Raw genomic sequence first — 13789 nt, forward strand, 5'->3', positions numbered from 1 at the left:
GAGGGATGGATCGCGGTCATTCTGCTGCAATCCCTTCAAGTCGATCTTCAAGTTCATCGGCGGCACCTTGCAGCGCGGCCAAAGTGGCGGCGTCTGGCGTCCAATAGCTGCGCTCTGACGCTTCAATCAGGCGGTTGGCCATCCGGGCAGAGGCCACCGGGTTCAGCGCGGCCATGCGTTTGCGCATCGCTTCATCCAGCACAAAGGTTTCCGACAGGCGCTGATAGACCCATGGATCGACCGCTTCCGCCGTGGCCGACCAGCCCATCGTGTTGGTCACATGCGCCTCAATCTGGCGGACACCTTCGGCGCCGTGTTTCAGCAGGCCTTCGTAAAATTTCGGGTTCAGGGTGCGCGAGCGGGATTCCAGCGCGATCTGGTCACGCAGCGTGCGGATTTTGCCGGTGCCGCGGGTCTGGTCGCTGATATAGACCGGCGTATCGCTGCCGCGCTGGCGTTTCACCGCGCGGGCGATGCCGCCCAGGGTGTCAAAGTAGTGATCGACCGAAGTGACGCCAAGTTCGACGGATTCTAGGTTCTGATAGGCGAGTTCAACGTTTTTCAGTGCCTTTTGCAGCATGGCGGCGTTTTTCACCGCTTTGCCATCGCGGCCATAGGCAAAGCTTTTGCGGGCCTCGTAAGCGTCGGCCAGCTCATCTTCCTGCCCGAACGCCGAGCTGTCGACCAGTTGGTTGACGTTCGACCCATAAGCCCCTTCGGCGTTGGAGAACACGCGCAAGCTGGCGGTCTCCATATCGACGCCCATCTGTTCGGCATAGGCGAGGGCGTGGGCGCGAATGAAGTTCTGGCTCAGCGGTTCATCCGCCATCGCGGCTTTGTAGGCGGCTTCGGCGAGCATTTTGGTTTGCAACGGCAGCAGGTCGCGGAAGATGCCCGACAGCGTCATCAGCACGTCGATACGCGGGCGGCCAAGCTGGGCCAGTGGTACCAGATCGGCCCCACACAGGCGGCCATAGCTGTCAAAACGCGGGCGGGCACCCATCAGGGCCAAAGCTTGGCCAACCGGGCCGCCATCGGATTTGATATTGTCGCTGCCCCACAGCACCAGTGCGATGGATCGCGGCAGGGTGGGGTGGGCGGCAAGCAGACGGTCGGCTTGGGCCGCACCATCGCGCAGGGCGAACTCGGTGGGCATACGGAACGGGTCGAAGGCGTGGATGTTGCGACCCGTGGGCAGGATTTGCGGGCTACGGATCAGATCGCCGCCGGGGACGGGGGCGATGAAGCGGGCGGACAGGGCGCGCAGGATGCCGGGGATTTCGGTATCCTGTTGCAACTGCGCGTCGATGCGGGCGCGCTCGGCTGCATCCATCGGCGGCAGCAGGTTCAGGTAATCGGCACGGGCGGCGGCGCTCATCGGCCGGCCCAGCACATGCAGGCCATCGGGGATCAGGGCGGCTTCGGCCTCGAGCAGTTTCAGCCAAAGTGCTGCGGGGGCATGGCCGGACATATCGACCACGGCGGCTTGTTCGGCGATCAGGGCTTCCAAGTCGGCGCGCTCGGGGGCGGCGGGGGCCAAGCTGCGCCAGCGGGTGAGTGAATCTTTCAGATCAACCAGACCCTTGTAAAGCCCAGCTGCCGCCAGCGGCGGCGTCAGATGGGTGATGGTGACGGCGTTGCTGCGGCGCTTGGCAAGGGTGGCTTCGGACGGGTTGTTGGCGGCGTAAAGGTAGATATTTGGCACCTCGCCAATCAGACGATCCGGCCAGTCATTTCCGCCAAGGCCCGCTTGTTTGCCGGGCATGAATTCCAACGCGCCGTGCATGCCGAAATGCAGCAAAGCATCGGCTTCAAAGGTGTTGCGCAGCCACAGGTAGAACTGCGCGAAGGCATGGGTGGGGGCAAAGCCGCGCTCGAACAACAAGCGCATCGGGTCGCCTTCATAGCCGAACGTGGGCTGCAATCCGACAAAGATATTGCCGAACTGTTTGCCCAGCACGAACACCCGGCGGCCATCGGATTGCACGCGACCGGGGGCGGGGCCCCAGACAGCTTCCACCTCGGCCAGATGGGTGGTGTTGCGCACGATGATATCGGCATCGACAAAGGCCGCGACATTGGCGGGCTGGCCGTAAAACGCGGCATTGCCCCCCAGAACAGCTGCGCGCAGGTCATCGACCGATACAGGCACATCAAGGGTGTAGCCATCGGCCTTCATCGCGGTCAGCGTGTTGTGCAGGCTTTCAAACACCGACAGGTAAGCTGCGGTGCCAGCAGCGCCCGCATTCGGCGGAAAGCCGAACAGCACGATGCCCAGCTTTTTGTCGGCATTTTTGGCCTGATGCAGCTTGGCCAGCCGATAGGTTTTCTCGGCCAGCGAGGTGATACGCTCGGGGCAGGCGGACATCGCGCGGCTGTCTTCGTGGCCTTTGCACATGTGGTGGCAACCTTGGCAGCCATCGAGGCCATGACGACCCGCAAAACGGTGGGGTTTGTTGCGCCGTCAATTTCCGGCAGCGCGATCAGCATGGTGGTTTCAATCGGGCCAAGGCCTTGGCCTGCTTGCGCCCACTGGCCGAGGGTCTGAAACTCCAAGGGGTGCGCGGCGATATAGGGCACATCCAGCGCCGACAGGGCGGCCACGGCGGCGGGGCTGTCGTTGTAGGCGGGGCCCCCGACAAGGCTGAAACCTGTCAGCGACACCATCGCGTCAATGCCTTTGAAATAGGCGTTGATCGCGGGGCGGCCATCAAGCCCACCCGCAAAGGCCGGGATGCAGGCGATGCCCTTGGCCTCAAACGCGGCGATCACCGCATCATAATGCGCGGTATCCGACGCCAGCACATAAGACCGCAGCATCAAAAGGCCGACGGTGGCGGTGGCCCCCGCAGGACGCGGTACGCTGGCAAGATCGGTGGTGATGCGGCCCGCAAGCTTTGGGTGATAAAGCCCGACATCGGGGTAATCGACCGGGGCTTTTGACGCCGCCCCGCGCCAATCCTTATGTGTGGAATAGCGGCCAATCAAAAAGCGCACCATCTGCTCGATATTGTCGTCAGAGCCACCCAGCCAATACTGCATCGATAAAAACCACGCGCGCATGTCTTGGGCTTTGCCCGGAATCCAGCGCAGGATTTTCGGGATGCGGCGCAGCATCGACATCTGCTTCTCGCCGGAATTGGCAGAGGTCTTGGCACTGGGCTTCAGCTTTTTCAGCAAAGCCATCGCCGCCGAGGCAGGCTTGGACATGTCCAGATCGCCCATCTTGGTCAGCTTGACGATCTGCGTATCGGCGATGACACCGATGAAGGCATCGACGCGCGGGCGGGCTTCGGTCAGGTCGGGCAGGATGGCGTTGATGTGTTCTTCAATGAAGATCAGATTGGCGATGATGATGTCGGCGGTTTGCAGATCTGTCTTGCAGCGCAGCAAAGCGGCGGGGTTTTCGGCCCATTCGGCGGCGGCATGGATGGTGATGGTCAGGCCAGGGAAATCGCGGACCAATCGCGGTGCCACCCGTGCGGCAGGGCCTGCGGCGTGTTGATCCAGCGTGACCACAACGATGTTGTAGCTGACGCGGGTGCCGGTGAGGGGGGGGTCAGCGCGCATAATGGGCTTTGGCCTCATACAGTGTTTCGATACTGATCCGGGTCAGCCCTTTACCTTCGGCATACTTTTCGGTGTTGCGGCGCGCCTTGCCTCGCACGAAGAACGGGATCTTGCGCAACTCTTTTTCGGCATCCGACAGCCAGATCACGTTGGAGTCGGTGGCGGTTTCTTCGACAACGGTGGCGATCTCGGCGGGCATCGAGCCCGCTTCTGTCGCGGCCGCGGCCGCGGGGGTGGCTTCGGCGCTGGCCGGGCGGGCGATGTGCTGGCCACCGTGGTGCGACGCGCCCGCCTCGTCATGAAATTCGAAATCATCGCGGAACATGTGCAGCAGGTGTTCTTCCAGACCCATGACCAAGGGATGCACCCAAGTGTCAAAGATCACATTCGCACCTTCCCAGCCCATTTGCGGCGAATAGCGGGCGGGAAAATCTTGCACATGCACCGGGGCCGAAATCACGGCGCAGGGGATGCCGAGGCGCTTTCCGATGTGGCGTTCCATCTGGGTGCCAAGGATCATCTCGGGGTGCAGCGCGGCGATGGCGGCTTCGACCTCAAGGTAGTCGTCGGTGATCAGCGCCTCGACGCCGTAGTCTTTCGCCAAAGCGCGGATCGGGCGGGCCATTTCGCGGTTGAAGCAGCCAAGTCCAGCCACTTCAAACCCCATCTCGTCGCGGGCGATACGGGCGGCGGCTGCGACATGGGTGCCGTCGCCGAAGACGAACACGCGTTTGCCGGTGAGGTAGGTGGAATCAACGCTGCGGGTCCACCATGGCAGGCGCAGGCGGGAGGTATCGGATTTGATCGGCAGGCCGGTGATTGCGGCCACTTCGGCGAGGAAATCATGCGTCGCCCCCACGCCAATCGGCACGCATTTGGTATAGGGCTGCTTGCAATTCGTCTCCAGCCAGCGGGCGGCGGATTCGGCGTGTTCGGGGTACATCAGGACGTTAAAATGTGCAGCTCCAAGCCGGGCGATATCAGATGGGCGCGCGCCCATCGGGGCGCAGACACTGACGTTGATGCCCATGTCGGCCAACAGGCGGGTGATTTCCACGATATCGTCGCGGTGCCGGAAGCCGAGCGCTGTGGGGCCGATCAGGTTGGCGGTGATCTGCGCGCTGCGGGCAATGGGTTTGGCAAGATGGCGGACGATCTGCAAGAACGTCTCATCGGTGCCGAAGCCTTCCTTGCGCTGATAGCTGGGCAGGTCCAGCGGGATCACCGGGATGCCTAGATCCATGCTTTCGGCCAAACCCGCCGGGTCATCCTGGATGAGTTCAGCGGTGCAAGACGCGCCCACAATCAGCGCCTCGGGGGCAAAGCGGTCAACCGCATCCTGACAGGCGGTTTTGAACAAGGTGGCGGTGTCGCCGCCCAGATCGCGGGCCTGAAAAGTGGTGTAAGTGACCGGTGGGCGATGGTCGCGGCGCTCTATCATGGTGAACAGCAGGTCTGCGTAGGTGTCACCCTGCGGCGCGTGCAGGACGTAGTGCAGGCCTTTCATGCCGGTGGCTACGCGCATCGCACCGACATGCGGCGGGCCTTCATATGTCCACAAAGTCAGCTTCATTCGGCGGCCTCCATCCGGGGGGCCAAGGGCGCAAGCAAAGCGCGGCGGCGCAGCGGGCGGGCAAACAGGGCGGCCAGATCGCCGGCCTGTTCGTAGAAATGCACTGGGGTGAACACCAGCTCGATGGCCCATTTGGTCGCCATGCCTTCGGCTTCCAGCGGGTTTGCAAGGCCAAGGCCACACACGGTCAGATCGGCGCGGGCTGCACGGGCGCGGGCGAGTTGTTTGTCAACGTCTTGGCCTTCCGAGATCACAGGACCGGCCGCCAGCAAAGCCAGTTCCGGGGCCAGCAAATCGCGGTGCAGGAACGGGGTGCCGACCTCTAGCGCGGTCATGCCACATTCGCGGGTCAGAAAGCGTGCGAGGGGGATTTCAAGCTGGCTGTCGGGGAAGAAGAAAATCGACTTGCCGTCAAGGGTTTGGCGGGCTGCGGCGATGGCCTTTTCTGCACGGGCGCGGGGGGCGGCGATAACGGCATCAAACACCGCCTGTGGCACACCAAATTCGTGGGCGATGGCTTGCAGCCACAACGTCGTGCCTTCGGCGCCGAACGGGAAGGGTGCTGCAATATGGCGCGCACCCCGGCGCAGCAGGGCGGCATGGGTGTCGCCCAAGAACGGTTGCACCAGCGCGAACACGGTATTTTCGCCGACCTGCGGCGCGTCGGCGCTGCGACGGGCAGGCAGGCAACGCACATTGGTGATGCCCATCGCGGCCAGCAAGGCAAGCGCCTGATCTTCCACCACATCGGGTAACGCGCCGACAATCAACACCTCGCGTGCCTCGCTGTGCGCCAGTGCAGGCACCATGGCGGCAAGACAGGCGTCTTCGCCTTGGGTGAAGGTGGTCTCAATGCCCGAGCCGGAATAATTCAGCACCCGCACATGCGGCGCATGCGCTGCACTCATCCGCTCAGCCGCGCGGTGCAGGTCAAGTTTGATCACTTCGGACGGGCAAGATCCCACCAGAAACAGCTGCCGAATGTCAGGGCGGCGTGACAGCAGCCGCGCAACTTCACGGTCCAACTCGGCTTGGGCATCGACCAGACCAGCGAGATCTTTCTCTTCCAGAATCGCGGTGCCAAAGCGCGGTTCGGCAAAGATCATCACCCCTGCCGCCGATTGCAAAAGATGGGCGCAGGTGCGCGACCCAACCACCAGAAAGAACGCATCCTGCATTTTGCGGTGCAGCCAGATGATGCCGGTCAGCCCGCAGAACACCTCGCGCTGGCCCCGTTCTTTCAGCACGGGCGTATTGGTGCAGCCAAGGGCGGGAAGCGTGCCGGTCATGCCCGCACCGCCTGATCCAGCCGTGCAAGGCGCAGCTTGCGAATGAATTGCCCGGCGTTGATCGCGTAGGTCAGGTAAGCGGTCAGCGCCAGCGCCATCTGCCCCATTGGCGACAGCGCCCCGGTCCAAAGCGCTATAATATAAGCAGAATGTAGCGCGATGACGGCAAAGCTGAACATGTCTTCCCAGAAGAACGCAGGCGCAAGCAGGTATTGCCCGAACACCACCTTCTCCCAAATAGCGCCCGTGACCATGATCAGGAAAAGCAGGCCGGTTTTCACCAGAATGGAGAGGGTTGCCGCGCTGTAACCGTCACCCGTCAACATGTAGCGCAGCACCAGAGCCAACGAGATCGCGAAGGCCAGAAACTGCACCGGGGCCAGAATACCCTGCACCAGCGTCCATTTGGTGGCATCGCGGCGCGCACGCTCTGCCGCAGTGTAGAGCGGCTGGCGGAGAGGCTTCTTCGGGCGATTCGCTGGCATGGCTGGGCTTTCAAACGACGTGTCTGCTTGCTAACCCTAGCCCTCCGATTTCGAATGTGTCAACTAAAACTTACACTATTTTAGTTGACACTCTCTGCGATTTCCGGCGTGAACCCCAAACTTTTGCTGCACCAAAAGATAGTGATTATTATTTAGAAACATGTGCTTGTAAAATCTATCGTGCATACTTAATGTTTATGGTGTCAATTTTCTTTGACAATATGTTGGACCTAATGGAGAATTAAGGCCAAGGATGACCCCGATCGTGCTGACATATTCAGGTTGCGGTTTAGCGGGCGCCCTTTTGTGGAGCCGGACCCATGCAGGAGTTTCAGCCTCTCAATCAGGTGCGCGCTTTGGCTGGGGATACTTCCGGGGTCAGCTTCTTTGCCTCTCAGGTGGTGTCACTGCTGGCAGATCGCAGCGCGAAGTCTGTGGTCGAGCCGCGCGAGACTTTGGTTACGGGGCTGATGACCGCATCGTTATCGGGCACCAAGGCGGCCTTCGCGGAATTGCTGACAGAAGTGAAGCGGGCGCGGATCAGTCTTGCTGCGCTGGCGGATGTCTACATTCCGATTGCGGCGCGGCGGATGGGTCAGGCTTGGCACGACGACGAAATGTCCTGGATCGACGTGACGATTGGCGTCGGGCGGATGCAAAGCCTTTTGCGCGAGATTGGCACGGCTTGGGTGGCCGATCAGGCGGGCGACACCGGGCATGGCACGGTGATGTTGATCGTGCCGGACCGCGAACAGCACACTTTGGGGCCGATGGTGGCAACCGGGCAGATGCGGCGCTATGGGGTTTCGGTATGCCTCAGAATTGCGCCAAGCTTCAACGAACTGCGCAGTTTGATGGCCGCACGGCACTTCGACGGGGTGATGATCTCGGTCGCGACGAAAGAAAAACTCGAATCTGTCACAAAGACCGTACAATTTCTGAAGACCATCATGGACAAGCCGACCCCCATCGTCGTCGGGGGCGCGGTGATGTCAAAAGTGGAGGATCCGGCTTCATGCACAGGAGCTGATTTTTCATCAAATGACATCGGCGCAGCTCTGGAGGTCATGGGCCTTAAGTTCGACGCCTTTTGCGTGCTCAAGCGCGCTTAACACACCGTAGTCCCGATTGAACGGGCGGGCGGCAAAAATGGCGAAACTGCTGTGAACACTGATACGAAACACTTTTTGACGGGCATGACGATGCCGCTGATTGATCCAGAGATGCTCTCTGAGATCGTGTCAACGGCTGCGGACATTTCTTTGCTGATTTCGGGCGATGCCCGCGTGGCCGCTGTGATGGTCAATCCGGGGCATCCGGCGTTTGGGCGGCTGGACAGTTGGGTTGGCAAGCCCGTGGAAGATATTGTCACCGATGAAAGTTATGAAAAGCTCGTCAAACGGCTTGCGGTGATCGCCAAGCAGGGTGCGCGCGCGCTTGCCGTGGAGTTGAACCACATAGATCAGAGTTTGTGGGAGTTTCCGGTGCGTTATTCGATGCACAACATCGGCAAGGATAATACCATCCTGATGATGGGCCGCGACATGCGTCCGGTGGCCGAGATGCAGCAGCAGTTGGTGATGGCGCAGTTTGCGCTGGAGCGAGACTATGAGACGCAGCGCGAGATGGACACCCGCTACCGTGTGCTTATGGAAGCGACGCGCGATGCGGTTGTGCTGGTTGCGATGAACAGCGGGCGGATTTCTGATCTGAACGCGGCGGCGGCACTGATGCTGGGCGGCTCGCGGCAGGATTTGATCGGGGCTGCGATTGCGCAAGAGTTTGAGGGACGCCGTCGCGGCGAGTTTCTGGAAAGCCTGTCCAACATCGCCTCCGCGGATGCGGTCAGCCCTGTGGAATTGGTCGCGCGGCGCTCGCAGCGCAGGGTGCGGGTGATCCCCAAACTGTTCCGCGCAGCAGGTGAACGGCTGATGTTGTGCCGGATTGAGGCGCCCGAACTTGCCAATACGCCAAACACGGAAACCAACGAAAACCTTGAGCGGCTTTTCCACGAAGGTGTGGATGGCATGGTGTTTTTGGATCAGGATGGCATCATCACCTCGGCCAATGATGCGTTTCTCAAGCTGACGGATAGCACACATCTTGCCAGCGTCCGAGGCCACTCGATGGCGGATTTTCTGGCGCGGGGCGGCGTTGATCTGCGGGTTCTGTTGGACAACACCCGCCGCGCACGGCAGCTGCGGATGTATGCAACGCGGATTCTCAGCGAGTTCAAGGGTGAAGTTGCTGTCGAGATTTCGGCTGCGTTCCTCAGCGATCGCCCCAAGCCCGGCTTTGGGCTGATCATCCGTGATGCCAGCAGGTCGGAAATGTTGCGCAAGCCTGGGTTCTCGGCGGGCGATGATGGCATGCGGTCTGTGATGGAGTTGGTGGGATCATCGACGCTTAAAGACATTGTAACCGAGACCACCGATGTTGTCGAAAAGATGTGCATCCAGACTGCGGTTGATCTGACGCGCAACAACCGGGTGGCGGCTGCCGAAATGCTGGGGCTGTCGCGGCAATCGCTGTATGTGAAGCTGCGAAAATTCGGTTTGCTGAGCAAGGACGACGAATAGGTCCACCCCCCTGATGTTCCGACGATACCCCGCAGCCGCGGGCGTTTTTGCACGGTTTGCTGGGGCGTTGTTCGGCTGATCGCGGCTCGGTGGCCCAGGCCGCAATTCTGCGCTTGATCGACTCAGAAATGTAATGTTTAGTTGACACATGGATGTATCAACAAGCTTACACATCATCACCCGTCCTCAGCCCAAAGCCGTTTTGGAGCTGATCAAACCAATCACCTGGTTTCCGCCGATGTGGGCCTATCTGTGCGGCATCATCTCGGCGGGCGTTGCGCCGTGGTCGTCGTGGCCGCTGGTGATTTTGGGTGTGGTTCTGGCGGGCCCGGTGGTTTGCGGCATGTCGCAGGCTGCGAATGACTGGTGTGACCGCCATGTAGATGCGGTGAACGAGCCACACCGCCCGATCCCGTCGGGGCGGATTCCGGGGCGATGGGGGTTGTGGATTGCGCTGGCGATGTCGGTGCTGTCGCTGGCCTTGGGCTGGTTTTTGGGGCCGTGGGGGTTTGCTGCGACCGTGGTGGGCGTGCTGGCGGCTTGGGCCTATTCTGCCGAACCTGTGCGGCTGAAGCGGTCGGGCTGGTGGGGGCCGGGGCTGGTCGGGCTATGCTATGAAGGGCTGCCGTGGTTCACCGGGGCCGCTGTGCTGTCGCAGGCCATGCCAAGTTTCCCGGTTGTGACCATGGCGCTGCTGTATGCGTTTGGCGCGCATGGCATTATGACTCTGAATGATTTCAAGGCGTTGGAAGGTGACCGGCAACATGGCGTGCGCTCGCTTCCCGTCACTCTGGGGCCTGAAGTGGCGGCGCGGGTTGCCTGCACGGTGATGGGTGTGGCGCAGGCGTTGGTGATCGCACTTCTGTTCATCTGGGGTAGGCCGTGGCACGCGCTTGCGGTTCTGGCGCTGCTGGCGGCGCAGGTTTGGGCGATGAAAACCTTGCTGGCCGACCCCAAGGGCAAAGCGCCTTGGTATAACGCCACCGGCATCGCGATGTATGTCAGCGGCATGATGATCACGGCTTTTGCCATCCGCACGTTAGAGGTTGCACAATGACGCATCTGTCGTGGTTTTCCATCGTGCGGTTGGGGTTGGTGCAACTGTGTCTGGGCGCGATTGTGGTGCTGACGACATCGACGCTCAATCGGCTGATGGTGGTCGAGGCCGCCTTGCCCGCGGTGCTGCCGGGGCTGTTGGTGGCGCTGCATTACGGCGTGCAGATCACCCGGCCGAACTGGGGGTTCCGCTCTGACAGCGGCGGCAATCGCACGCGGTTTATCGTGCTGGGAATGATGGTGCTGGCTTTGGGCGGGTTTCTGGCGGCACTGGGTTTTGTGGTGATGACGACAGCCTATTGGTCGGGCTTGGCGATGTCCATTGTGGCCTATGCGCTGATCGGCGTGGGGGTAGGGGCTTCTGGAACCTCGCTGTTGGCCCTGCTGGCGACGACCACGCATTCGCGGCGCAGGGCGGCGGCGGCGACGATCACTTGGCTGATGATGATCTTTGGCATCGCGGTGACGGCGACGGTGGTGGGCAAGCTGCTTGACCCCTATTCGCCCGTGCGGTTGCTGGAACTGGTGGCCGGGGTCGGAGTGATCGCGATGACGCTGACGATTTTGGCGATTTGGGGGATCGAGCGGCGGCATGGCGGTGCATCCGTCCCGCAGTCCGCGCCGCAGTCGTTTCGCAGCGGCATCGCCGAGATCTGGGCCGAGCCGCGCGCGCGGCATTTCACGCTGTTCATCTTCCTGTCGATGACCGCCTATTTCATGCAAGAGCTGATCCTAGAGCCCTATGCCGGCCTGGCCTTTGGCTTTACCCCCGGCCAATCGACGCAGCTTTCGGGCGCGCAGAATGGTGGAGTGTTTGTTGGTATGCTGACGGTCGGCATTGCCGCGACCGGGCTGCGGATCGGATCGCTGCGGGCTTGGGTGATGCTGGGCTGCGCGGGGTCGGCGCTGGCGCTGGCGGTGATCGCGCTGGCCGGACAAACCGCCCAAGGCATTGCGCTTGTGCTGCCAGCCACCGTTGCGCTTGGTCTGTTCAACGGCATGTTCGCGGTCGCGGCCATCGGATCCATGATGGCGCTGGCGGGCGAAGGGCGCGGCGCGCGCGAGGGCACAAGGATGGGGCTTTGGGGCGCGTCGCAAGCACTGGCTGCCGGATTTGGTGGGCTGATCGGTGCGGGTGCGGTCGATCTGGCCCGGCAGTTCACCGATACGGCCAGCGCCTTTGGCTTTGTCTTCATGCTGGAAGCCGGGCTTTTCGTGGCGGCGGCTGTGATGGCCGCGCGTATCATTGACGCGCGTATCATCGACGCACAGCGCCAGCCCGGTTTGGGCCATATGGTTGCAGGAGAATAACATGAGCTATGATGTCATTGTGATCGGCGGCGGGCCTTCTGGGGCGACGGCTGCAAATGACCTTGCACGGGCGGGTTGCGACGTGGCTTTTCTGGACAGGGCAGGCCGGATCAAGCCCTGCGGTGGCGCGATCCCGCCTCGGTTGATCGAGGATTTTTCAATTCCGGCGGATCAGATTGTTGCACAAATTCAAACGGCGCGGATGATCTCACCCACGCAACGCTCGGTCGATATTCCGATTGAGAACGGCTTTGTTGGCATGGTGGACCGTGAGCATTTCGACGAATTTCTGCGCAAGCGGGCTGTGCAGAATGGGGCCGTGCGGTTGACCGGCACCTATCTGCGTCTGGAGCGGGACAGCGACGGCACCCATGTCGTCTACCGCGACAAGGCCAGCGGCGCCGAGATGCGGCAGGCGACCAAACTGGTGATCGGGGCTGATGGCGCGCGCTCTAACGTCGCCAAAGCCGAGGTTCCGGGCGGTGACAAAATCCCCTATGTCATTGCATACCATGAGATTATCAAGGCCCCGCAGGCGAGCAATTCCTATGATCCGAGGCGCTGCGATGTGATCTATGATGGCAAGATCAGCCCGGATTTTTACGGCTGGGTGTTCCCGCATGGCGATCAATGCTCGGTCGGTATGGGCACCGGGATTGACGGCATTGACCTGAAACAGGCCACCGCCGATCTGCGCGCGCAGGCGGGCCTTGCGGGATGCGAAACCATCCGCCGTGAAGGAGCACCGATTCCGCTGCGCCCGATGGATCGCTGGGACAATGGCCGCGATGTGGTGCTGGCGGGCGATGCGGCGGGGGTTGTGGCACCATCCTCGGGCGAGGGGATTTACTACGCGATGGTTGGCGGGCGGGTGGCGGCCACGGCGGCGCAGGCCACGCTTGCCACAGGCCGGACGTCAAAGCTGCGCATCGCCCGCAAGCTGTTTATGAAGGAACACGGCACAGTGTTCAAAGTGCTGCGCTCCATGCAGGATGCTTACTATAAATCCGACGAGCGCCGCGAACGCTTTGTCAGCCTGTGTCACGATGTTGACGTGCAAAAGCTGACGTTTGAGGCCTATATGAACAAGAAACTGGTATCCGCCCGCCCCTTGGCGCATATCAAGATCGGCTTTAAGAATGTGCGGCACCTGCTGGGCTTTGTGCCCCCGGAATATGTATGACCCAGATGATCCCCGCTTGGCTGAACGGCGCGCTGACCCCGGTTGATAAGCTGGAGGTGCATCAGCGCGGCTTGCGGCATCTGGCGGTGTCTGTGTTCGTTATGGATGGTGACAAGACCCTGCTGCAACGCCGCGCTATGGGAAAATACCACACACCGGGGCTCTGGACCAACACATGCTGCACCCATCCGCGCTGGGGCGAAGACCCGATGGATTGCGCCACCCGCCGCCTGCGCGAGGAATTGGGCATCACCGGGCTTGCGCTGCAATCCGCGGGCCACATCGAATACCGTGCCGATGTTGGCAACGGTCTGACCGAGCATGAGGCGGTTGATATCTTTGTGGCCGAGGCTTCGGACAATCTGGCTCTTGCGCTGAACCCGGCTGAGGTGATGCAGACCAAATGGGTGCCGCGCGCGCAGCTTGTCAGTCAGGTCAGCGCTGATCCGGCCCTGTATACGCCTTGGCTCAAAATATATCTGGAAGCTGGAGTTGCAGCGCTCAGCACTGACTATTCCGCGTGTCAAACCTAGGGGCTGTGGACATTTGGGATTCCCATGGTCTGCATATCGTGATTCAAGCTTCCTTTTGAGGAGGCATGCATGCGGGCTGAGCGTTTTGTCATTTCTGACCGGAGCTGGCAGATACTCGAACCCCTTTTGCCGGGCTCTTCGCGGTCGCGCGGGGTGACGGCGAAGGACAACCGGCTGTTTCTGGAAGCCGTGTTGTGGAAGGTCAGGGTT

At 61.4% G+C, this 13789-nt stretch carries 9 protein-coding genes and 1 pseudogene; 6 read left to right on the forward strand and 4 right to left on the reverse strand.

The window, feature by feature from the left end; genetic code table 11:
• Positions 1-16 precede the first annotated feature (16 nt).
• The 4 genes and pseudogenes from Q7V03_RS14760 to bchF all read right to left on the reverse strand — a co-directional run bounded on the left by Q7V03_RS14760 (position 17) and on the right by bchF (position 6917).
• Positions 17-3570 (reverse strand): annotated as a pseudogene (locus Q7V03_RS14760) (magnesium chelatase subunit H).
• Positions 3560-5143 (reverse strand): ferredoxin:protochlorophyllide reductase (ATP-dependent) subunit B, encoded by a 1584-nt coding sequence (gene bchB, locus Q7V03_RS14765; RefSeq protein ID WP_304926353.1) that lies wholly within the window; start codon positions 5141-5143, stop codon positions 3560-3562. Before bchB ends, Q7V03_RS14760 begins: the two are co-directional and overlap by 11 nt.
• A complete protein-coding gene (locus tag Q7V03_RS14770; protein WP_304926354.1) occupies positions 5140-6432 on the reverse strand; it encodes a ferredoxin:protochlorophyllide reductase (ATP-dependent) subunit N in 1293 nt (430 codons plus the stop codon). Before Q7V03_RS14770 ends, bchB begins: the two co-directional genes overlap by 4 nt.
• On the reverse strand, positions 6429-6917 hold the full coding sequence (gene bchF / locus Q7V03_RS14775; protein ID WP_304926355.1) for a 2-vinyl bacteriochlorophyllide hydratase: 489 nt from the start codon (positions 6915-6917) through the stop codon (positions 6429-6431). The genes Q7V03_RS14770 and bchF overlap by 4 nt, the downstream gene beginning before the upstream one ends.
• Before the next feature lie 320 nt (positions 6918-7237).
• Here bchF and Q7V03_RS14780 point away from each other — a divergent pair, with 320 nt between their 5' ends.
• From Q7V03_RS14780 to idi, 6 genes are all read left to right on the forward strand, one after another.
• The gene (locus Q7V03_RS14780) at positions 7238-8029 is read left to right on the forward strand and encodes a hypothetical protein (RefSeq protein WP_304926356.1); all 792 of its coding nucleotides are present in this window, start codon (positions 7238-7240) and stop codon (positions 8027-8029) included.
• A gap of 111 nt (positions 8030-8140) precedes the next feature.
• The gene (gene ppsR / locus Q7V03_RS14785) at positions 8141-9496 is read left to right on the forward strand and encodes a transcriptional regulator PpsR (RefSeq protein WP_304926369.1); all 1356 of its coding nucleotides are present in this window, start codon (positions 8141-8143) and stop codon (positions 9494-9496) included.
• A 148-nt stretch (positions 9497-9644) separates the two neighbouring features.
• Positions 9645-10553 carry a chlorophyll synthase ChlG gene (gene chlG / locus Q7V03_RS14790; protein ID WP_304926357.1) on the forward strand — a complete coding sequence of 303 codons (909 nt, stop codon included), beginning with the start codon at positions 9645-9647 and terminating at the stop codon, positions 10551-10553.
• Positions 10550-11863: a BCD family MFS transporter gene (locus tag Q7V03_RS14795; protein WP_304926358.1), complete on the forward strand. Its 1314-nt coding sequence runs from the start codon at positions 10550-10552 to the stop codon at positions 11861-11863. Before chlG ends, Q7V03_RS14795 begins: the two co-directional genes overlap by 4 nt.
• Before the next feature lies 1 nt (position 11864).
• On the forward strand, positions 11865-13046 hold the full coding sequence (locus Q7V03_RS14800) for a geranylgeranyl diphosphate reductase (protein WP_304926359.1): 1182 nt from the start codon (positions 11865-11867) through the stop codon (positions 13044-13046).
• Positions 13043-13579, forward strand: coding sequence for an isopentenyl-diphosphate Delta-isomerase (idi, locus tag Q7V03_RS14805; RefSeq protein WP_304926360.1), 537 nt, complete (start codon positions 13043-13045; stop codon positions 13577-13579). Before Q7V03_RS14800 ends, idi begins: the two co-directional genes overlap by 4 nt.
• Positions 13580-13789 lie beyond the last annotated feature (210 nt).

The organism is Cypionkella sp. (genome assembly GCF_030652235.1).
In the GTDB taxonomy this organism is placed as follows: Bacteria; Pseudomonadota; Alphaproteobacteria; order Rhodobacterales; family Rhodobacteraceae; genus Cypionkella.